Annotated in this window: 20 protein-coding genes and 1 tRNA gene; 8 read left to right on the plus strand and 13 right to left on the minus strand. The window is 66.7% G+C overall.

Features of this window, described 5'->3' with window-relative positions:
- Nucleotides 1-17 precede the first annotated feature (17 nt).
- Together ABIC78_RS14905 and ABIC78_RS14910 are read left to right on the plus strand one after the other, a co-directional pair.
- Nucleotides 18-94, plus strand: a tRNA-Met gene (locus tag ABIC78_RS14905).
- A gap of 180 nt (nt 95-274) precedes the next feature.
- A complete protein-coding gene (locus ABIC78_RS14910) occupies nt 275-1,549 on the plus strand; it encodes an MFS transporter (RefSeq protein ID WP_354490577.1) in 1,275 nt (424 codons plus the stop codon).
- A 43-nt stretch (nt 1,550-1,592) separates the two neighbouring features.
- Here the strand turns inward: ABIC78_RS14910 and ABIC78_RS14915 are convergent, their stop codons facing one another.
- From ABIC78_RS14915 to ABIC78_RS14925, 3 genes are all read right to left on the minus strand, one after another.
- Nucleotides 1,593-3,908 (minus strand): CDC48 family AAA ATPase, encoded by a 2,316-nt coding sequence (locus ABIC78_RS14915; RefSeq protein WP_168353064.1) that lies wholly within the window; start codon nt 3,906-3,908, stop codon nt 1,593-1,595.
- Between the two features lie 369 nt (nt 3,909-4,277).
- Entirely contained in the window at nt 4,278-5,045 is a 768-nt protein-coding gene (locus tag ABIC78_RS14920) for a class I SAM-dependent methyltransferase (protein WP_354490579.1), read from the minus strand.
- Between the two features lie 107 nt (nt 5,046-5,152).
- Nucleotides 5,153-5,932 carry a universal stress protein gene (locus ABIC78_RS14925; RefSeq protein ID WP_169049836.1) on the minus strand — a complete coding sequence of 260 codons (780 nt, stop codon included), beginning with the start codon at nt 5,930-5,932 and terminating at the stop codon, nt 5,153-5,155.
- Between the two features lie 107 nt (nt 5,933-6,039).
- Between ABIC78_RS14925 and ABIC78_RS14930 the strand changes: the two genes are divergently transcribed.
- Nucleotides 6,040-6,723 carry a glutathione S-transferase family protein gene (locus ABIC78_RS14930; RefSeq protein WP_354490582.1) on the plus strand — a complete coding sequence of 228 codons (684 nt, stop codon included), beginning with the start codon at nt 6,040-6,042 and terminating at the stop codon, nt 6,721-6,723.
- A gap of 119 nt (nt 6,724-6,842) precedes the next feature.
- The gene (locus tag ABIC78_RS14935) at nt 6,843-7,163 is read left to right on the plus strand and encodes a hypothetical protein (RefSeq protein WP_022675457.1); all 321 of its coding nucleotides are present in this window, start codon (nt 6,843-6,845) and stop codon (nt 7,161-7,163) included.
- On the opposite strand, the gene ABIC78_RS14940 is transcribed toward ABIC78_RS14935, so the two are convergent.
- The 6 genes from ABIC78_RS14940 to ABIC78_RS14965 all read right to left on the minus strand — a co-directional run bounded on the left by ABIC78_RS14940 (nt 7,160) and on the right by ABIC78_RS14965 (nt 12,923).
- The gene (locus tag ABIC78_RS14940; RefSeq protein WP_022675458.1) at nt 7,160-7,570 is read right to left on the minus strand and encodes a DUF983 domain-containing protein; all 411 of its coding nucleotides are present in this window, start codon (nt 7,568-7,570) and stop codon (nt 7,160-7,162) included. The genes ABIC78_RS14935 and ABIC78_RS14940 overlap by 4 nt on opposite strands.
- Nucleotides 7,571-7,640: 70 nt before the next feature.
- Complete coding sequence (locus ABIC78_RS14945) at nt 7,641-9,398, minus strand: bifunctional metallophosphatase/5'-nucleotidase (RefSeq protein ID WP_502915682.1); 1,758 nt, start codon at nt 9,396-9,398, stop codon at nt 7,641-7,643.
- Nucleotides 9,399-9,508: 110 nt separating this feature from the next.
- Nucleotides 9,509-9,994, minus strand: a complete 486-nt coding sequence (locus ABIC78_RS14950) for a thermonuclease family protein (protein ID WP_354490586.1) — start codon at nt 9,992-9,994, stop codon at nt 9,509-9,511.
- A 392-nt stretch (nt 9,995-10,386) separates the two neighbouring features.
- Entirely contained in the window at nt 10,387-10,977 is a 591-nt protein-coding gene (locus tag ABIC78_RS14955; RefSeq protein WP_354490588.1) for a Smr/MutS family protein, read from the minus strand.
- Nucleotides 10,974-12,176, minus strand: coding sequence for a murein transglycosylase A (gene mltA, locus ABIC78_RS14960; protein WP_502915683.1), 1,203 nt, complete (start codon nt 12,174-12,176; stop codon nt 10,974-10,976). The genes ABIC78_RS14955 and mltA overlap by 4 nt, the downstream gene beginning before the upstream one ends.
- 66 nt (nt 12,177-12,242) lie before the next feature.
- A complete protein-coding gene (locus tag ABIC78_RS14965; protein WP_354490592.1) occupies nt 12,243-12,923 on the minus strand; it encodes a Tim44/TimA family putative adaptor protein in 681 nt (226 codons plus the stop codon).
- A 369-nt stretch (nt 12,924-13,292) separates the two neighbouring features.
- Here ABIC78_RS14965 and secB point away from each other — a divergent pair, with 369 nt between their 5' ends.
- The 4 genes from secB (at nt 13,293) to ABIC78_RS14985 (ending at nt 17,359) form a co-directional block, all read left to right on the plus strand.
- Complete coding sequence (gene secB / locus ABIC78_RS14970) at nt 13,293-13,820, plus strand: protein-export chaperone SecB (protein ID WP_022675928.1); 528 nt, start codon at nt 13,293-13,295, stop codon at nt 13,818-13,820.
- A gap of 44 nt (nt 13,821-13,864) precedes the next feature.
- Nucleotides 13,865-15,451 carry a murein biosynthesis integral membrane protein MurJ gene (murJ, locus tag ABIC78_RS14975; RefSeq protein WP_107718115.1) on the plus strand — a complete coding sequence of 529 codons (1,587 nt, stop codon included), beginning with the start codon at nt 13,865-13,867 and terminating at the stop codon, nt 15,449-15,451.
- Between the two features lie 13 nt (nt 15,452-15,464).
- Nucleotides 15,465-16,481, plus strand: a complete 1,017-nt coding sequence (gene trpS, locus ABIC78_RS14980) for a tryptophan--tRNA ligase (protein ID WP_062788050.1) — start codon at nt 15,465-15,467, stop codon at nt 16,479-16,481.
- A 212-nt stretch (nt 16,482-16,693) separates the two neighbouring features.
- Entirely contained in the window at nt 16,694-17,359 is a 666-nt protein-coding gene (locus tag ABIC78_RS14985; RefSeq protein WP_054132479.1) for a DUF4136 domain-containing protein, read from the plus strand.
- A gap of 24 nt (nt 17,360-17,383) precedes the next feature.
- Here the strand turns inward: ABIC78_RS14985 and ABIC78_RS14990 are convergent, their stop codons facing one another.
- The 4 genes from ABIC78_RS14990 to ABIC78_RS15005 form a co-directional block, all read right to left on the minus strand.
- Nucleotides 17,384-18,532: an acyltransferase family protein gene (locus ABIC78_RS14990; RefSeq protein WP_354490596.1), complete on the minus strand. Its 1,149-nt coding sequence runs from the start codon at nt 18,530-18,532 to the stop codon at nt 17,384-17,386.
- Between the two features lie 116 nt (nt 18,533-18,648).
- Complete coding sequence (locus tag ABIC78_RS14995; protein WP_354490598.1) at nt 18,649-19,497, minus strand: metallophosphoesterase family protein; 849 nt, start codon at nt 19,495-19,497, stop codon at nt 18,649-18,651.
- A gap of 55 nt (nt 19,498-19,552) precedes the next feature.
- Entirely contained in the window at nt 19,553-20,404 is an 852-nt protein-coding gene (locus ABIC78_RS15000) for a diacylglycerol kinase family protein (protein ID WP_354490600.1), read from the minus strand.
- A gap of 66 nt (nt 20,405-20,470) precedes the next feature.
- Complete coding sequence (locus ABIC78_RS15005) at nt 20,471-20,737, minus strand: hypothetical protein (RefSeq protein WP_022675922.1); 267 nt, start codon at nt 20,735-20,737, stop codon at nt 20,471-20,473.
- Between the last annotated feature and the right edge of the window lie 173 nt (nt 20,738-20,910).

The following is a 20,910-nucleotide window of genomic DNA, read 5'->3' on the forward strand; positions in this document are numbered from 1 at the left end:
ACGGGGCCGCAGCGCATCGCGGGGTGGAGCAGCCCGGTAGCTCGTCAGGCTCATAACCTGAAGGTCGCAGGTTCAAATCCTGCCCCCGCAACCATCTCTCAATCATGCCAAACCGCCTCAGGAATACCCGAGGCGGCTTTTTTGTGTCTGGCCCAGGTCAAAATTGCGCAGCCTGATAGGTCGCGCCTGCAATATCTTATCCCGGACACAGGCCGTCGGTGCTACGCGCCGGCCTGGGCAAACGTGCCCGAGCAGCCACCTGGATTATCGCAACGTGCCCTTGTCCATCCAGCCCCGCGTGGCGCCTGCCGCGCATCCGCTGTCCATTCCCGCCTATCGCCATTTCTGGATCGCGCGCATCTGCGCGATGCTCGCGCAGAGCAACCTGGTCGTGGTGCTGGGCTGGGCAGTTTATGATGTGGCACGTCTGTCGATGGACATGAAAGCGGCTTCGCTACGGATCGGGCTGATCGGCTTGTCGCAGTTCCTGCCGGTGCTGCTGATCAATCCTTTCGCCGGCCTGGTGGCCGACCGCCACGATCGCCGCCTGGTGGTGCGCCTGGCCTTGCTGGTGCAGATGCTGGCCGTGGGCGTGCTGGTGGCATTGCAGGCCATGGGCCGGGCCGATCTGCCGGTGTTCTACCTGGTGGCAGCAGGGTTTGCTGCCGGGCGTGGTTTCTATGCCCCGGCGATGAATGCGCTGGCCCCGGCGCTGGTGCCGGTAGAAATCCTGCCGCGCGCCATTGCCGTCAGTGCCATCGCTGGCCGGATCGGCGGCATTGTGGGCCCGGTCTTGGGTGGCTTTGCCTATGGCGTGGCGCCGGCATTTGCCTATGGCCTGACGCTGGCCCTGCTTGGCGCGGCGCTGGTGGCGCAACTCGCCATCGGGCCACATGGTGCCAATCGCCCGATGGCCGACGGCAAACCCCTGGCGCACATCCTGGAAGGGCTGCGCTATGTAGCGCGCAGCCGCATGCTGCTGGGGGCCATCAGCCTGGATCTGTTTGCCGTGCTGCTGGGCGGGGCAACCGCCATGCTGCCGGTCTATGCGCGCGATATCCTGCATGTGGGGCCGAGCGGGCTTGGCCTGCTGCGCTCAGCCTCGTCGGTCGGGGCGGTGTCGACGGCGCTGTGGCTGTCGTGGCGCCCGGTGGAAAATGGCGTGGGCCCCAAGATGCTGGCGGCCGTGGCGCTGTTCGGGATAGCCTCGGCCGTGTTTGGCATTTCGCGCTGGTTGCCGCTGTCGCTGGCGATGCTGGCCCTGGCCGGCGCCGCCGACATGATTTCGGTCTATGTGCGGCAGACGCTGGTGCAGGTGGTGACGCCCGACGCCATGCGCGGCCGCGTGGGAGCGACATCGGCCTTGTTCATCACTGCGTCCAACGAACTGGGTGAGATGGAAAGCGGCGTTGTCGGGGCGATCCTGGGGCCGGTTGGCTCGGTGGTATTTGGCGGAGTAAGCGCAGTGGCGATCGCGTTGGCCTGGGGACGGCTGTTTCCCGAACTGAAGCGGGTGCGGCGCTTTGACGAGCTTCTGCCCGAATCATGAGAAAAGCCCCTCGCTGCCTTGTCAGCGAGGGGCTTTTTTCGTTTCAGCCGTGCTTGGTTTCGCGGGTGGATTGCACCATGCCCGGCGCCAGGAAGCCGATGGTCGGGCTCGGCTCTACGGCGCGCTTCTTCAGTTCGCCCTTCATCCGGGCGTATTCCGCCTCCATTTCTTCGGTCACCGTGGCGCGGGAATCGGCCAGTGCATCGGCAAAATCCGCCGCATTGACCGATTGCACATTGCCGCCGGCGCGGCGGATGGCGTTGAGGCCAGCGCGGCGCACCACGTCTTCGAGATCGGCACCGGTAAACCGCGCGGTCTGGCGGGCGACATCGAGCAGATCGACGTCGGCCGCCAGCGGCATGGCGCCGGTATGAATCCCCAGGATATGCGCGCGCCCTTCCAGGCTGGGCGTGCCAACATAGACCAGTTCATCGAACCGGCCCGGCCGCAGCAGCGCAGGATCGACCAGGTTGGGCCGGTTGGTCGCGCCGATCAGCACGACCGACTGCAGCTCTTCCAGCCCGTCCATCTCGGCCAGGATGGTGTTGACCACGCGCGCCGTGACCTGCGGCTCGCCGACACCCGTGCCGCGGGCCGGAACGAGGCTGTCGATCTCGTCGATGAAGATTACGCACGGCGCGACCTGGCGGGCGCGGGCAAACAGGCGGGCGATCTGCTGCTCGCTTTCGCCAAACCACTTGCTGAGCAAGTCTGACGACTTGATTGCAATGAAGTTGGCTTCGGCTTCCTTGGCGACGGCCTTGGCCAGTAGGGTCTTGCCGGTCCCAGGGGGGCCGTAGAGCAGGAAGCCCTTGGCCGGGCGGATGCCGAGGCGGTGGAAGGCCTCGGGCGTCTTGAGCGGCAGTTCGACGCCTTCCTTGAGCTTGGCTTGGGCATCGTCGAGCCCACCGACATCGGACCAGCCGATGGTGGGGGCCTGAACCATGACCTCGCGCATGGCCGAAGGCTGCACGCGCTTGAGCGCCTCGAGGAAATCGTCGCGCACGACGCGTAGGTTGTCGAGCACTTCGGGCGGGATCGTCTGCCGTTCGAAATCGAGACGCGGCATGATGCGGCGCACCGCCTCGATCGCCGCCTCGCGGGCGAGTGCGGCCAAGTCGGCCCCGACGAAGCCGTGCGTAGTGCGGGCGAGTTCGCGCAGGTCGACATCCTCGGACAGCGGCATGCCGCGCGTGTGGATGCCGAGAATCTCGCGGCGGCCAGGTTCATCGGGAACGCCGACGACGATCTCGCGGTCAAAGCGGCCGGGGCGGCGCAGTGCTTCATCCAGCGCGTCAGGCCGGTTGGTGGCGGCGATGACGACAAGGTTGGAGCGGCTGTGCAGCCCGTCCATCAGCGTGAGCAGCTGCGCGACGAGGCGCTTTTCCGCTTCGCCGGAAACCTGGCTGCGCTTGGGCGCGATCGAATCGATCTCGTCGATGAATATGATCGAGGGCGCGTTCTGGGTCGCTTCCTCGAACACTTCGCGCAGGCGCTTTTCGCTTTCACCATAGGCCGAGCCCATGATTTCCGGGCCGTTGATGGTGAAGAAGCTGGCGTCGCTTTCGTTCGCCACAGCGCGGGCCAGGCGGGTCTTGCCGGTGCCTGGCGGGCCATGCAGCAGAACGCCCTTGGGCGGATCGACGCCCAGGCGGGTGAACAGTTCGGGATAGCGCAGCGGCAGTTCGACCATCTCGCGCAACTGGCGGATGGTGTCGCCCATGCCGCCGACATCGTCATAGTTGACGTCGGCGCGGCTGCTGCGCGGCTCTTCGTATTCCGCGCGCAGTTCCACCTCGGTGCTCTCGTCGATGTGCACCACGCCCTTGGGCACGGTGGAGACGACGGTGAGGCGAATCTGGGTCAGCGCGAAGGCCGGAGCATTGAGCATCTGGCGCAACTGGGCAGGCATGTCGCCCCGGTTGACCTGCTGCTGCCCCGCCGTCGCGACCAGATCGCCGGTGAGCAGCGGGCGCCCAGCAAAGTTACGCTTGAGCGCGGCAGCTGGCCCCTGCAGGCGCAGATCACGCTGCGCCGGGGCAAACACCACGCGCTGTGCCGGGCGGGAATCGATCCGCCGCACCTCGACATGATCGCCCGAGCCGACATCGGCATTGGCGCGCTGCAGGCCGTCGAGCCGGATCAGTTCGAGCCCTTCATCCTCGGGATAGGGCAGCATCACGCGCGCGGCGGTGCTGCGCTTGCCGATGATTTCGATGACGTCGCCTTCGGTTACGCCCAGCGTGCCCATCACGGCACGGCTGATGCGGGCGATGCCGTGGCCGGATTCCTCTTGCCTGGCGCCTGCGACCTGAAGACGGGCGATGCGATTTTCGCCCAAAGTTGCTGCCTCTGCCATTGGCCCTCTTTTCACCCTCGGCGTTGCGCATGTGGCATGGCGCCTCGGGAGGTTTGCGGATCGGGGCAGACCTGCCCCGCTTGCACCCTAGCTAGGATTGCGTGCCACGGTTTTCAAACGCCAGGCCGCAGCTTTCGTTCTCGGGAGTGATCGAGCGCGATGGTGCTGGGGTTTTGGCGGGATAGCAAGCCGGGCGCTGGCGCCGGCACAGACACAGAGCAAAAAAAGGGCCCGGCTGTTGCCAGCCAGGCCTTTGGAAGTTTGGGAGAGGATGCCTGAAAGGCAGGATTTGTATGCCTTGCATCCATGTTTTGTGCAAATGCGAAAGATGAAATATAAATTGCGTTTTGCGCAACTGTCTGCCGAATGTCAGGCAGGCCGGCGAAAGCGCAGGGCAAAGCGATCGGTCTTTCCGCGCAACGCTGGATCGAAAACGATTGCAGTGTGCGGATCGTCGTTGCGCTGCAATACGCTGCTCTCATCATCCAGCACAAAGCCGGCGGCAAGCATGTCGGCCTTGACCTGGGCAGGATCGATGCGGTGGAGCGTATCGGCCACGGTGGCAGGGGCGCCAGCCGGGCCGACGTGATCGACGATCACCACGGTGCCACCGGGACGCAGCGCGGCAAACCAGTTGGCGAGCGTGGCGGCCACCGGGCGGGCGGGCGTGGCACTGCCATGCGCCGCCGGCAGATAGAGATCGTGAAATTCGAGGTGGGCGAAAATCGCGTCGAGGCTGCCGGGCGCGAGTGTCATCGCGGCAGGCGGGGTAACGAGCATCAGCACGTTGGCATGCGCCTTGGCCACGGCGTCGAGCGTGCCGGGCTTGAGATAGGCGGGATTGGCCAGGGCATAGACACGACCCTTGGGGCCGACGACATCGGCGATCAGTTCGGAATAATACCCGCCGCCGGCGCCCCAATCGGCCACGACCTGGCCGGGCTTGAACCCGGCGAAGGCCAGGATTTCGGCCGGCTTGCGGCTTTCATCGAGGGCACGGTTGGCGGCGCTGCGCGCCGGATCGGCCAGCGCCTTGGTGATGGTCGCGGGGGTTGCCGGCACGGGAGTGGCGTGCGCCCCGGAACCGGCGAGGGCAATGCCCAGGGCGAGTGAGGCGAAAAAACGGTGGCGGCGCATCAGCATGAACTCCCAAGGTTGGCGGCAGCCCCTGTGCCACCACCTTGGGCGTGATCATGCCAGAGCGGCGCGAACGGGCAAGTGCCCGGCCGCAAACAATGCCTGTCTTAGTGCGCCAGCAACAGCGGCAGGGTGGAATTGTCGAGCATGGCGCGCGACACGCCGCCCAGCAGCAATTCGCGCAGCCGGCTGCGGCCGAAAAGGCCCATAACGATCAACCCCGCACCCAACCGCCGTGCGGTATCGACCAGCGTGGCGGCGATCGGCCCGGCGGCCTGGATTGCATGGGTTTCGGCATGAATGCCGTGGCGCGACAGGTAGGCTGCTGCATCGAGCGCCGGAAGCGCGTCGGGCTTTTCCTCGACCGCCACGATATGGACCATGCTGGCGCGGGTAAGCAGCGGCAAGGCGGCGCGCATGGCATGAGCCGCCTCGATCCCGCCGTCCCAGGCGATCATGGCCGGGCCGGTGAAATCGACCAGCGGCGCCCCCTTGGGCACGGCGAGCACCGGGCTGCGCACGCCGAGCACAAGTTCCTCCACCAGCGGATCGGCCAGGCTGGTGACGACCACATCGGCAAAGCGGGCGCTGGCATAGGCGGCGGGGATCGGCGCCTGCGCGGTTTCCATCACATCGAAGGGTACGTCTTGCGGGGCCAGGCGGGCATCGACCTTGTCGGCCAGGGCGCGGTCTTCCTCGCGCACCTGGGCGATCACTTCGGCTGTCAGCGCCGCGCCGCCGAAGGGCTCCCACACCGCCATTTCGGCAAAGGGGCTGGCGATCTGTACGCAGACATGGCCGTTGGTGACGCGGGCCAGGGCCAGAGCGGTTTCGAGGCGGTCATCGAGCGTCTTGGCGCCGTCGACCGGGCAGAGAATGGAGCGCATGGGGATCCTCCTTCTTCCAACAATGCCCGCAGTGTGGCACCGGGAAGCCGCAGCGCCATGACCTGAATCAACCGGCGTGGATTTCCTGCGAAAAAGGGGCGCCGGCCATGACCTATACCCTGATCACCGCCAACCGAAACTATTCCAGCTGGTCGTTGCGGCCCTGGCTGCTGATGAAGGCGCTGGGCGTGGCGTTTGCCGACCGGATCGAGCCGTTTGCCAAGCCGGTGAACTACGAGGAATTTCGCGCTTTTTCGCCCACTGGGCAGGTGCCGGTGCTGATCGATGGGGACACCACGGTGTGGGATTCGCTGGGCATCGCGCTCTATCTTGCCGATCGCCATGGCGGTGTCTGGCCCGAGGCGGGAGCCGCGCGCGCCTTTGCGCAAAGCGCGGTCTGCGAAATGCACGGCGGCTTTGCCGCCTTGCGCAACGATTGCACGATGAACGTGGGTGTGCGGGTGCGCCCGGTGCCGATGCGCGCCGAACTGGTGCGCGACGTGGCCCGCGTGAGCGCATTGTTCGAGGAAGGACTCGATCGTTTCGGCGGCCCGTGGCTGGCCGGGGCGGCGTTCAGCGCGATGGACGCGTTCTTTGCCCCCGTGGCGTTCCGTATCCGCACCTATGGCCTGGACGTGGGGCGCGGGCAGGCCTGGGTGGACCATATCCTGGTCCACCCGGCGATGCTGGATTGGGAACGGCAGGCCCTGGCCGAAGCCTGGCGCGAAGAAAGCCACGAGGCCGAACTGGCGCAGGCCGGCGTGATCCTGGCGGATTATCGCCAGGGCTGAGCCTGCGACACGCAGTTCTTGATCGCCCAGGCCTGTGATGAAAGGATCGCCAACGTGAACGGCGTGGGGGCCGGGTGAAGGGGGCGATGATGCGGCGGCGATGGTGGCTTGGCGCGGGTATGGTGGCTCTGGTTCTGGCGGGCGGCGTGGCGAGGGCACAGCAAGCCGCACCGGCGCCATCGACAGCACAGGTGGCAGAAGACCATTCCGGGCTGACGCGTGAGCGCTTTCGGCGCAATTGTCTGATGTGCCACAACCGCGCCGCGCCCGAGGGCATTGCGCCCGAGATCATGGCCGGGCTCTATCCCGAACCGGGCAAGGCGCCGCGTGACATGATGCCCGGGCTGGTGTGCTGGCGGCGCTGCACTGCGTGTCGCGTGCCCGATGCAAAGGCCAGCGCCAGCCGGCCGAGCCAGCCGGCGCAACGCCCAGGCGCTTAGGGCTCTTCGCGCTTTTCCATGCGCGCCCACAGGCCCTCGGTGCCGGCCTCGGTGGCCTTGTTCACGTATTGTGAGGCAACGAGCCAGCCCTTGAACGGGCGCAGCGAGCCGAGGCAGCCGATGGCCAGGATCGGCACCGAGGTGAGCAGGTGAACCCACCAGGGCGGGCTATAGGCCACTTCCAGCCAGACGGCGAAGAACGTGAGCGGAAAGGCGGTGAGGCACAGGGCGAAGAACGCCGGCCCATCGTCTGCCCGGGCAAAGCTGAGGTCTAGGTCGCAGGCCGGGCAGCGCTGTGCCAGCTTGAGCCAGCCATCGAACATGCTGGCCTTGCCGCAGCGCGGGCACAGCCCTTTCCACCCGCAACGCAAGATCCAGCGGAATTTCGGATTATCCAGCAGCGCCATCGCCCGTGTCTCCCTTGGCATGTGCCTAGGACTGTGGCGACGGCGCTGCAACCCGTGAGTGGGTAGGTAATCAGTGTGCAACCAGAGTGACGCGATCCTCTGACGGAACCTGGCGCACCGGGACGGCGGCGATCCAGGCCTGCAGCGCGTCAAGATCGGTCATGCCGGTTACCGCGTCGGGCTTGTCGGCCAGGTCGGTGAAGGTATCGCCCCCCAGCGCGAGGAAGTTGTTGACCGTCACGCGGTAGGTGGCGGCAGGCGCAACCGGCTTTCCGTTGACCGTCAGGCCCACCACGCGCGCGCCGACGGGGCGGGCCAGGTCGATGGCAAAGCGCACGTTGGCCGATACCGCCAGGCCCTGCTTGGGCCCTTGTTCATCCAGGCCCTGTTCCAGCACGGCCTTGAGCTGCGCACCGGTGAGCGTTTCGGTGACGAGCGTGTTGCCGAAGGGCTGGACGCGGTAGATATCGCCGAACGTCACTGTGCCATCGGCTGCCGGCACCAGGCTGGTGCGGATGCCGAAGGGGTTCATCAGGGCGAGCTGCGCGCCGGCGCTGCGGGTTGCGGCCAGTTGCGAATCCGCGATCAGATTGCCCAGCGTGCCCCCGGTGGTCACCGCGCCGTTCTCGCCGCGCTGCGCCGGGCCGGACAAGTGGCCAACCGGCTTGGCGGCATAGACCTTGGCCGCATCGACATAGCGCTGGACATAACCGGCGACATCAGGGCGCGGGGCAAAGACCGGGAAGCGATCATCGTGGCCGACCAGCCGCGTGGCCGATTGATAGGGATCGGACTGGACAATGACGTTGTGCGCCTGGGCCGTTATCACTTTGTGCGTGGCAGGATCGATCTGCAGGGCAATATCGGTGACCATTTCGCCATAGAGGCCCGCGCTGGTCAGCAGCAGGGGATGCGCCGCGCCGGCAGCAGGGAACTGGCAGATATAGGCCGCGTGGGTGTGGCCCGAAACGATCAGGTCAACGCCCGGGTTCAGCTGCTTGATGATGTCGAGGATCGCGCCCGACATGCCGTTGCAGCCCTGCGGATCGGGGCTGCCCTGCTGCTTGCCGCCTTCGTGGATCAGCACGACGATGGCATCGGCGCCGGCGGCCTTGAGCCGGGGAACCTGGGTATTGATCGTGGCGGCTTCGTCTTCGAACGTCAGCCCGGCGATACCGGCGGGATTGACCAGCGTGGGCGTGGTGCGCGTGGTCAGGCCGATCACGCCCACGGTCACCTTGTCTACGCCGCTGCCAAACGTCTTGAGGCCGGTGGCCGGGAACAGGGTGTGCCCATCCTTGTCCACCGTACTGGCGGCGAGATAGCGGAAGCTGGCGCCGGGAAAGGGTTCGAGCTGGCACGGCTTGTGCGCGGTGAACTGGGTGCAGCCGCCATTCTGCATGCGCAGCAGTTCATCACGGCCGCGGTCGAATTCGTGGTTGCCGACGGCGTTGAAATCCACCCCGATGCGATTCATCACCCCGATCGACGGCTCGTCGAGATAAAGCGAGGAGGCCACCTGGCTGGCGCTGATCATGTCACCGGCCGACAGCGTGAGATGGTTGGGATAGCGATTGCGCACGCTGTCGACCGCGCTGGCCAGCCACGCCGCGCCGCCGGCGGGAACCTGGGCCGTGCCGCCATGGTCATCGGGCACCAGCACCGATTGGTGCGGCGGTTCGAGTTGGCCGTGAAAATCGTTGAACGCGGCAATGCCGACGGTGACCAGGTGCGGGGCGGGTGCAGCGGCCGGAGCCTGCACCACGCGGGTTGGCTGGCCCGCACAGGCCGCCAGGGCCAGGAACGAGGAGAGGATCGCGCCACGCAGGGTAATGCGCGGAAACAAAGGGAAAAGCGGCTTGGTCAAGGCGGCGGCTTTCAGCAACGGGAGATGCCCGCCCATAGCCGCTTGCCATTACAACGGGAAGGCGCCTGGTTTCACCTGCACCAATTTCCGCGCCGGCCCTGCCAGTGTTCGGCCAGGCCCTCTGCCTCGAGCCGGGCACCCAGGCTTTGCCCCTTGCGCACCACCACGCGCAGCGCGCGGCCATAGCGATCGACCGGGCGGCCCTGGGTGACCAGCGAGAAATGACCAGCGTTGAGCAGTTGCGTCAGCCGTTCGGTGGCCTTGGCGCCCAGGTCCGCTTCTTCGGCGCAGCCGGGGTGGCTGACTTCCGGGGCGTTGATATCGGCAATGCGGATCTTGGTGCCCTGATACCAGAACGTATCGCCATCGACGACGCAGGTTACCCGGCGATCGCTGCCGCAGGCGGCAAAATGGCCGGCCTCTTCGTCCACGCGGGGCATCGCCGCTTCGGGCGGCATGGCAAAGGGCGTGGGCGAGGCCAGGGCCAGTGGACCGGCGCCGAGCAGGACCAGAATGGCGGAAAGGGCGATGGCACGGCGTGCGGGAGGGCGTTTCATGGGGGGAGCATGACCCGTTTGTTGTGCCGTAACGAAGCGCAAATACTACTTAAAGTACGAGTGCTTAGCGAGGTTACGGAGCCTTGATTTGTGCGCCGCAGCAGGGCGCCAGACCGCGTTAACACAATTGCTCCAAAATGGAAGAATGTTGAGGCTGCGCCCTGCGCCCTGCGCGCTCTTGGCCAGCCGCACAATTGGTGCGGACGGGTTGCGCTGCGCGGCTCAGCTGGCGCTGCGATGGCGGCGATGTGGGAAAAGGTACTCCGCGCGTCCGTTGGCGACGGGCAATGGGGTGCGCTTGGGGAACGCGCGGAGCCTTATGGTTGTCCCTTGCAGCAGACGCGGCGGCAATTCGCACCCGCGCTTAGGACGAGTGCGTAGGCTTGCCGCGATCAGCGCGGGCGGCGCAGCACGATATAGACGGCGCCGGCGCCACCGTGACGGGGCTGGGCCGGGCGCACCGCGGCGATGCGATCGGCATAGGGGCTGGCCGCCAGCCAATCGAGCAACTTGGCGCGAATCGCCCCGCGCCGTTCACCGCGCAGGTCATGATCGCCATGGGGGCGTGGCTTGCCGGTCACCAGCAGGACGACCCGCGCGCCGATGGCCAGGGCCTGGGCCAGGCTGGCGAGCAGGCGGCCGTGCGCCAGGTCGAGGTTGAGGCCGTGGAGATCGATCGAGACATCGGGCGAAATCGTGCCACGCGCCAGCTTGCGGTCCCAACTGGCGTCGAGCCCTTGGCCATTGGCGTGGAGCGGACGCGCGGGCTGCGCCGGTGCCGGTGGAGCGGGGCGCGGCGGTGGCACGCGGCCCTTGAGCTTGCGCGGCGGTGGGCTGGCTGGCTCGTTCGCGGCGGGCAGGGCTGCGACAGGCGTTGGCGCCGCCGCACGGCGTGCCGGAGGATGCAGCGGGGTGACGGTATCGGCCACCTTGCGCCACAACACGAGTTCATCGGCACTCAGGCCGCGCGGACCGCGCCTCATCGGCCGAGCCGGGCCAGCGTGCCCTTGGGCAGCAGGACCAGGGCCTGGCCATGTGCGCTCATGCCGCCGGCGGTTAGGCGGGCATCGGCGCCCGCACCCCAGAAGCTGTCGAAGCGGTTGGGGCCCTTGATGGCGCCGCCGGTATCCTGCGCCACCCACAACCCGCTGACCTGTGGGCGATCAACCTGGAGCCAGACGGGGGCACCCAGCGGCACGAACGCCGGATCGGCCGCCACGGTGGTGCGCGGGCTGACCGGCACGCCCATCGCTCCGATCGCGCCGGGCTGGGTGTTTTCGCGGAAGAACACGTAGCTGCGGTTCTGCCGCATCAGCGCGTCGCCTTCCACCGGGTGATCGTGGATATAGCGCAGTATGCCCTGCATCGATCCGGGATACTGGCCCGGGCCGGTGCCAATCAGGCCCTGCTGCGCCATGACCGTGCCGATGCCGGTGTAGTCCCAGCCGTTGATGGCGCCATAGCCCAGGCGGATGACGCTGCCATCGGGCGCGCGCAGCCGGCCAGACCCTTGCACCTGCAGGAAGAACAGCTCTGCCGGATCGGCCGCCCAGGCGATTTCCAGGCCCTTGCCGGCAAGGGCGCCGTCCTCGATCTGGCCGCGATCGAAATAAGGCACGAACTGCCCGGTTTCGTCATAGCGGCCAAGTGGCTGGCGCCCATCGGGCAGTGGCGGGGCATCGCCCGGCCGGGCGCGCACGAGATCGGCCGGCACGCCATAGACCGGCACATCGAAGCCGGGCTGGTGCGTGCGTACACCAGCGATCTCGGGCTCGTAATAGCCGGTGACGAAAGTACCACCATCGCCGACGCGGGCGGTTTCGAAATAGCCGTCGAAAAAGGCGGCGGCATTGTCGCGCGGCCAAGTGCGCGCGGCCGCACAGGCGAGGGCCCAATCGGTTGGCTGGGTCAGGCCGCTGCTGTCGCTGCGCCGGGTCAGGCCAGGGCATGAGGTGATGAACGCGTTGAGCGCCGCACCGGCATTGCCCGGGGCAAGGCCCAGTGCGGACGGTGCCGGCCCGCGCGCCAAGCCGGCGCTGACGGCCGTGGCGAGCGGCGCAGCGGCAGTGCCCGAGGGCGTGCGCGGTGGGGCAGGCTGGCGCCCCGGCGGCGTCGCGGTGGGAACGCAGGCGGCCAGCAGCGAAAGGGCCAGTGCAAGACCGGCCCTTTGCGCAAGCGAAATTCGGGAGAGGGGGCGACCGGCGCAGGCCACGGGATCAGTGCCCAAGCCGGTCAGCCCACGTATGCCTTAGGCTTCATCGGTTTCGTCGAGCAGCCAATCGGGATCGCGCGAAGTGAGGTCGCGCGAGAACGTCCACAGGTCGCGGCTTTCGATGGCATCGTTGAGCGAACCGGCAACGACCTGTCCCTGGGCATTGCGCGTGACGGTGGCGATATCGGCGATGAAGCGCACGGTGACTCGCGCCGTGGAGCCGGCGAGTTCGGCGCCGACGATGCGGGCTTCCTCGATGCGGATGAGGCGCGCGTCGAGCGTTTCACCAGCAGCTTCGCGGGCGTCGAGCGCATCGGCAAAGCCGGCAAAGACATCGCCATCGCACAGCGCCTTGAGTTCCGAGCGATTCCCGCGCCAGAACGCCTCTAGCACCATGCCATAGGCGCTCTTGGCGCCAGCCATGAACAGGCCCACGTCAAACCGGCGATCGGCCGCGATGATGGCGCGGATGCCCGGTTCGGCATCGGCATCGAAATCGCGCGTCTCGGGCACCGGGGGCACCAGGCGGTTGGCCGGCGTTGCCATGGCTTCGGGCAGGCGCGGCGCCATCGGGCGGGAAGCGCCTTGCGGATCGGGTTGTTCGATGCGGCGGCGGACGGGCTCCTCGTTCTGTTCGGGGCGACGGCCCAGAACCGAATAGAGCCTCAGGCCCAGGAAGGCCGCGATCATGGCCACAATGACGATCTCAACAATCACACGCACATGTCCCGCAAAGGTAGCCTTGGAATGCCGATCCACGTTTTGCGCAGCGCGGCCGGCCACCGGTTGATCGTGCATCAAATAGGTACGAATTACAAATGAACAACGCGTGGACGGCACAATGGCGGATTCCCGCGTTGTGACGTTGCCCACCGACGAAGTCGCCCGGATTGCGCCCGTGCGCTGCCTGATCGCTGCAATCGCGCAGGCGCGCAGTTGGTTCCCGTCCTTTGGTGCAATGACCGCTAGCCTGGATGATTGGCGCGCCAGACGCAGTCTGTTGCCGGGCGTTGCGCACAATGCTAGGCGCCGGGCACGTTTACCCGGCGCATTCCCTGCGCCCCATCCGAACGAAAGCATGCGACCATGGCCGACGAAGGCAACATCATCAGCAATCTCTCCCTCGATGGCGCCGAAGGCGTGGTTTCAAACGGCGAAGACAACTCGCCGGCGATCGGGCTGATTTCCCAGTATATCAAGGATCTCTCGGTCGAGAATCCCAATGCGCCGGAAAGCTATCAGTGGACCGAGGCGCCCGAAATCCATGTCGATTTCAACATCGCCGCCCGTGCCCTGGCGCCCGAAGTTCACGAGATCGAACTCAAGATCAACGTGACGTCGAAGGGTGCGCAGGGCACCGCCTTCATCATCGAACTGGCCTATGGCGCGCTGATCGGCATGCGCAACGTGACCGACGAACAGGCCCACCCGTTCCTGTTCGCCGAAGGCCCGCGCCTGGTCTTCCCGTTTGCCCGTCGCATCGTGGCTGATGCCGTGCGCGACGCCGGCTACCCGCCGCTGCTGCTCGATCCGATCGACTTCAACGGCCTCTACATGGCGCAACTGGCGCAGGCCCAGGCCACGGCGACCGCCGAACCGGCCGGCCACGCCTGATTCGCTGATCGCCCGAGTCGCACCGGTCGCCTGAAGGACACCGCATGAACCTCCTCAAGGCGACCGGCACGATCGGCGGGCTTACCCTGGCCAGCCGCGTGCTTGGCCTGGTGCGCGACAGCCTGTTTGCCCGCTTTGTCGGCGCAGGCTTTGCCTCTGACGCGTTCCTTATTGCGTTTCGCCTGCCCAATCTGTTTCGGGCGCTGTTTGCCGAAGGGGCATTCTCCTCGGCGTTCATCCCGATGTTCAACAAGAAGGTGGGCGATCCTGCCGGCCAAGGGCTGCCCGATGGGCTGCGCTTTGCCGAAGAAGCGCTGGCGGTTCTGCTGCCGGTTCTGATCTTGATGACCGTGGCACTGGAAGTGCTGGCATGGCCAGTCACGCTGCTGCTGTCTGGCGGGTTCAACGGCGTTTCGTCCGAACAGTTCGCCTTTGCCGTGTCGCTCTCGCGGCTGACGATTCCCTATCTCATGCTGATCAGCCTGGTTTCGCTGCTGGGCGGGATTCTCAATTCGCTGCACAAGTTCTGGGTCAACGCGGCCGCGCCGATCCTGCTCAACATCACGCAGATCGTGGCGCTGTTCGGGTTCCACAATAGCGATCCGCTACTGACCGCGCGCAACCAGGCGATTGCAGTGTCGGTTTCGGGCGCATTGCAACTCGCCTGGCTCTACTGGTCGTGCCGGCAAAATGGGATCAGCCTGCGTTTGCGCCGACCGCGTCTGAACCCTGACGTGAAGGCCTTCCTCGCGCTGATCTGGCCGGCTGCAGCCGGGGCCGGGGCGGTGCAGATCAACCTGGTCATTTCCACCGCGCTGGCGGCCAAGCTGCTGGCGCATGGCAGCGTGACCTATATCTACATGGCCGATCGGCTGAACCAGTTGCCACTCGGGCTGATCGGCATTGGCCTGGGCACGGTCCTGTTGCCGACGATCTCGCGCCAGCTCGGCGCGGGCGAGGATGCCGCGGCGCAGGAAACCCAGAACCGCGGCATGGAACTGGCCCTGCTGCTGACGCTGCCGGCGACCATGGCGCTGGTGCTGTGCGGCGAACCGATCGCCGCCGCGCTGTTCGGCTATGGCCGCTATACCGCCGCTGATACCCACTTTACCGCGCAGGCCCTGGCCGCCTTCTCGATCGGCCTGCCCAGCTATATCCTGGTCAAAGTGCTGACCCCGGGCTTCTATGCGCGGCACGATACCAAGACGCCGGTGCGTTATGCCACGATCTCGATGGTGGTGAACCTGGTGGGCAACCTGGTGCTGATCGTGCCGTTGCAGCACATGGGGCCACCGCTGGCCACCGCGATCGCCTCGACCGTCAACGTCGGCATGCTTTATCATACGCTGCGCAAGCGCGGGCATTTCACCCCGGATGCGCAACTGCGCCGCCGCGCGCCGCGTCTCGCGCTGGCCGCCCTGGCCATGGGGCTGGTGCTGTGGGCCGGGCAGGGCGTGTTGACGCCGTATGTGCATGGCACCTGGGCCTTGCGCATCGGCGCGCTGGCCGTGCTGGTCATGGCCGGCATGGTCGTCTATGGCCTCGCCACCCTCGTTCTGGGGGCGTTCACGCGCGAAGACCTCGCGCTGCTCACTCGCCGCCGTCGCGCGGCACCCGCCAACAAATCGTAAGGCAAGACGTTCCATGCGTATCGTTTCCGGCATTCAGCCCACCGGCAATCTTCACCTCGGCAACTACCTGGGTGCGATCCGCAACTGGGTGGCGATGCAGGACGAATGGACCGCCAAGGGCGCGACCTGCCTCTATTTCCTGGCCGATCTGCACGCCATTTCCATGCCGCACGAGCCGGCCCAGCTGGGTGCCAACACGCGCGAAATGGTCGCCGCGCTGGTATCGTGCGGGATCGATCCGGATCGCTCGATCCTGTTCAACCAGGCGCAGGTGCCGGCCCATGCCGAGCTGCAATGGCTTTTGAACGGCACGGCGCGGATGGGCTGGCTCAACCGCATGACGCAGTGGAAGGACAAGGCGGGCAAGAACCGCGAAGGTGCCTCGGTGGCGCTGTTCACCTATCCCGTGCTCCAGGCGGCTGACGTGCTGCTGTACCAGGCCACGCACGTGCCGGTGGGCGACGACCAGAAGCAGCACCTGGAACTGGCGCGCGACATTGCGCAGAAGTTCAACAACGACTTTGCCAGCGAAGACGCGCCCGTCTTCACGTTGCCCGATCCGATCATCCCGCCCGAAGCGGCGCGGATCATGAGCCTGCGCGATGGCACGGCCAAGATGAGCAAGTCCGATCCTTCGGACATGAGCCGGATCAACCTGGTCGATGACGCCGACACCATCATGCAGAAGGTGAAGAAGGCCAAGACCGATCCCGAGCCGCTGCCGAGCGAGGCGGCGGGGCTGGAAGGCCGGGCCGAGGCGCGCAACCTGGTGGGCATCTATGCCACGATGGCCGGCACCGATGTGGCGGGCGTGCTGGCGCAGTTCGGCGGCCAGGGCTTTGGCCAGTTCAAGCCGGCGCTGGGCGAACTGCTGGTAAGCAAGCTGGCGCCGATGGCCGAACGCTATCGCACGCTGCGCGAAGACCGCGCCGCGCTCGACGCGATCCTGGCGCGCGGCGCGGAAAAGGCGCGCAGCCTGGCGGTGCCGACGCTCGACGCGGCCTATGCCGCGCTCGGCCTGGTGCGCTGAACCACCACGCGGCCCAAGGCTGCCAGATGAACAGGGCGCTTCTCTCACGAGGGGCGCCCTTTCGTTCATCTCCCTGGATTTCGGAGCATTTCACCGCCCTGTGCGTTATTATTCAAGCTCCATTCAGCCCCTCGCAGGCATCATTTCGTCGTGCTAACACACGACCGGCGCCGGGGATTGGGGACACCGGTGCGCATAAGGAGTCGATAGTAATGACCAAGATGCTTCGGGCCGGCAAACTTGCCTTGCTGGCTGCTCCCCTTCTTCTGGCCTTGTCGGGTTGCGCCACCAATTTCGACGCCAAGGTTTCCCGCTTCCAGCGCGAACTGCCGGCTCCTGCCGGACAGACCTTTGCCGTGGTGGCGGAAGATCCGCGCGACCAGGGCGGTCTCGAATTCTCGCAGTACGCCAGCCTGGTGGCCGCCAAGATGGCCAGCCTGGGCTATGTCCCGGGTGATCCGCAGACCTCTGACCTGGTGGTCAAGTTCGGCTATGGCGTGGACCAGGGCCGCGAGCACGTGCGCTCGACCGGCGCCTATGATCCGTTCTGGGGTCCGTGGTATGGCCCCGGCTTCTATGGCCGCCCCTATGGCGGTTTCTGGGGCCGGCGCGGCTGGGGCTATGGCTGGTATGATCCGCTGTGGGGTCCCGGCTTTGGCGGCGTTGACGTGGTCACCGTCTACACCAGCGGCATCGACATGAAGATCGAGCGCCGCAGCGACGGCAAGCGCCTGTTCGAGGGCAAGGCCCAGGCGGCCTCCTCTTCCAACCGCCTGCCCTATCTGGTGCCGAACCTGGTGGACGCGATGTTCACCGATTTCCCCGGTCACAACGGGGAAACCGTGCGCATCTCGGTGGCGCCCGAAAAGAAGAAGTAAGGCGGCCAGGCAGCCGGCTCGGCTTCAACCAGCCGGCGTGGCACCCGGAACAGACCCCGTGCCGGCAACGGCGCGGGGTTTCTGTTTATGCGGCATCGGGCGCGCACTCCCGGGTCCACGGGCCAGCACCACCGCGAGCGCGAGCGCCGCTGCAGCGCCTGCCCAACTGGCCGAAGCCACATGCCATCCTGTCGCCGGGGCGAGCATCACGGCGAGATGCAGGATCGGCACATGCACCGCATAGAGCGGAAAGGACACGGTGCCGAGCGCGCGCAGCACGGCACCGGCCCCAGGCGTGGGCAGAGTCGCTGTTGCTGCCAGCCACAGCAGCAGAGGCAGCAGCACCAACGCGCACAATGAATCAGCATAGGCAGCCGTTGGCGGCAGCAAGCCTACGGCCAGAACCAGCGCAAGGGGAAGCAGGACGGTCAGTGGCCAGGGCAGCGCATGCCAGGGGCGATGGCCTGCCTGCCACTGACGGGCCATCCAGCAGCCAAGGGCATAGGGATAAAGCGTGCGCGGAACGGCCATGAGCAGTGAATCGGCACTGGGGCCAAAGCCAACACCGGCGTTGAAACCGATCATGATGGCCAGCACCAGCCCGGAAATGGCCACCACCACCAGCAGTGCTTGGTTTGACAGGCGGCACAGGAGCAAGGCGTGGACGGCATTGGCAAAAAATTCAAGCGTCAGGCTCCACTGCGGGCTGTTGAGCGGATAGCAATTACCGTTGCCGCGCCACTGCGGCACGAACAGCAGCGCCATCAGGAGCAACCTGGCCGTCGTGCCAGCATCGGCCGCCGGCCCTGCCAGTGCCGCCGCGCCGCCGAGCACCGTGCCAAGCGCCGCCAGTGGCCAGAGCCGGCGCACCCGCATCCCCATGAACCGCCACGCCGCCAAATTCGTGCCCAGCGCGCGATCAAACCGCAGTGCCAGGACAAAGCCGCTGAGTAGGAAAAACAGATCGACGAACAAATACCCCCGCATCAGCATGTGCAAGGCGCCCGTGCCAGCCCAGACATCGGCCCAGGGGAGGGGATTGCCATGGGCAGAACCCAGAATCTGGCGCGGCTGGGCCACGGCATGGTGGGCAAGCACGGCCAGAGCAGCCACCATCCGCAGGCCGTCGAGTACGGCAAGGCGCTGCGGAGCATGACCTGGTGCAATGGCCAAAGCAGGTGAGGGGGTGATAGCAGGCGCTCCTAACGAGTAGGCCGCAGGCTTGCCGTAAATGCTGTAAAATTGGGTAAAGGCCGCGCGTCTGTCTGACTGTCTGACGCGCGCCGGGTTCAGTGCACCGGCGGATCGACCGGCGGGATGGCGGCGATCGGCGCGACGGGTTCGCCCGGCTCGCGCGGAGGGAGCGCGTTTTCGGGGACGTCTTCGATCTGCATGGCGGGGGTGGGCACCGCTTCGAGGTTGCGCACGGTCACCTCGATATCGCCGTTGCGCAGGACGAGGTCGTTGAAGCTGGGCGGGGTGGAGCGGGTGCGCAGCGAGAGCGTGCCCGCCCCGATCATGCGCACTGGGCCATGCGGGGTGGGCCGGATCAGGTCGAACGCGTCGTGGACATGGCCCGAGAGCACCGCCATCACCTGGCGGCGGGCAAGTTCGGCCAGGGCCTTGTTACCATTGCGGGTCAGCGCCTTGCCGCGCGTGCCGGCCTCGACCAGCGGGTGGTGGCACGCCACGATCGCCCGCGTGCCGGCCGGCAGTGCATCGATGCGCGCGAGGCAATCGGCGAGGGCATGGTGGCCGACGTGGCCCTTGGACCAGTTGAAGCGCCACTGCGCCCGTGCGGTGGTCTTGAGCGGGACGATCGCCACGCTGGGCAGATTGAGCGGCCGTTCCAGCACGTGTTCGATCGCGCGAAAGCGGCGGTAGGGATCAAAGAACCGCTCGATCGGATTGAAATAGGGCAGGTCGTGGTTGCCCACTTCGACTGTCACGGGCACGTCGAGCGCGCGAATCCATTGGCAGGCTGCGGCAAATTCACGGTGCCGGGCGCGCATCGTCAGGTCGCCGGTAATGGCCACGGCGTCGGGCCGTTCCTGCGCCACGCAATCGACCAGCCAGGCCAAGGCCCGCGGGTCTTCCAAGCCGAAGTGGATATCGCTGATATGAAAGATGCGCGTCATGCCGGGCGGGTTCCTTGGGGCTGCCGGCCGGCTTTTCCCGCGCGGCGCTGCCCGGTCAAGAGGTCGCTGCCGCGCTGGCGAGGAATTCGACCGGCAGGGTGACGCAGCGGAAGGTTTCGCGCTGCGCGCCATCGCGGCGTTCGCCATCAATCATCAGCGCGATGGGTTCGTCGCTGGCACAGGTCACGGCTTCGGCCTGGCCCAATTCTTCATGCGGACCCTGACGGAAATCGCGCTTGACCAGCATCGATACGCCATGGGCCGCGAGATCCGCCCAATCCTGCGCGTCATAGCCATCAAGCGTGAGCGTGCCATCATCGGCATCGATGCGGACGGCGCGATAGCCTTCGGGCTTGCCCAAGGCGGGCTCCTCCACGCGCACGGCAGCGCCGCCGGCGGTGCTGCGCACGGCTTCGCCCAAGGCGCTGGCAATGCTCGACAGGTCCATGTCGCGCACGCCCTCGCGCACATCGGCCCAGGTGGCGCCGGGGCCGGCAAGGACTTCGACCAGGGCGTGGCCGGCCGATGTTTCGACCGCGTGGCGGCGCATCGCATGGAGTTCACCCCGGCCCAGCCGCGCCGCGATCGTGGGGGCATCGACATCACCATGCAGTGACTTGGCCAGGAGATTCTGCGTGCCGCCCGGCAGGATCAGCACTTGGCCTGACCAGCCGTGCAGACGTGCAACCTGGGCGTTGACCGTGCCATCGCCGGTGAAGATCGCCAGCGTGGCGACATTGGCCGCCTCCAGCGTGGCGCGGGTGGGCAGATCGTCGGCCGGGATACGCAGCACGCGCGAGGGCGCGTGGCCGCCTTCGGCCAGGGCGGCGGTGAGCGCGGCAACGGCAGCTTCGGAATTGCTGCCGCTCGCCGGATTGACTATAAGCCAGAGCGGAATGGTGGTCATGAGCAAAGGGTCCTCCCCCCGGCCAATGCGCCGGGCACCGCGCGGTTCCCCGCCATGGCCTTATGGTCAGACCCGGCCCGACAAGATCATCCAGGCGGAAAAGCCGTTCATCATGCTGTAGAGGCCATAGCCGATCGCGCCCCAGGCCCAGCCCTGCGCGGCGAGCAGCATGCCCGCCACCAGCATGAGGAACTCGATCAGCAGCGAAAAGCGCTGGTTCATTGTCTTGAGCAGCGGCGGCATCTGGCGCAGCAGCGGATGGTTGCTGGCCATCACCGCGCGGTTGAGCGCGAAGTTGACGATGCCCAGGACAAAGATGACGGCCACTGCCATTGCGCCGCGATAGTGCGCCTTTCTTGCCGCAGGGCAAAGGCTTTGCTGCGCAGTGACACGCAGTTTCGGACGAATCGAGCTGGAGGTCTCCGGTAACGACGTTGGTCGGGTGGCGGGGCGTGTCCCCGTGTCGTTGGCCGGTGCTGCATGGCGGTTCGTCGGGGACGAGCGGC

The organism is Novosphingobium sp. 1529, from assembly GCF_040544855.1.
GTDB lineage: Bacteria > Pseudomonadota > Alphaproteobacteria > Sphingomonadales > Sphingomonadaceae > Novosphingobium > Novosphingobium capsulatum.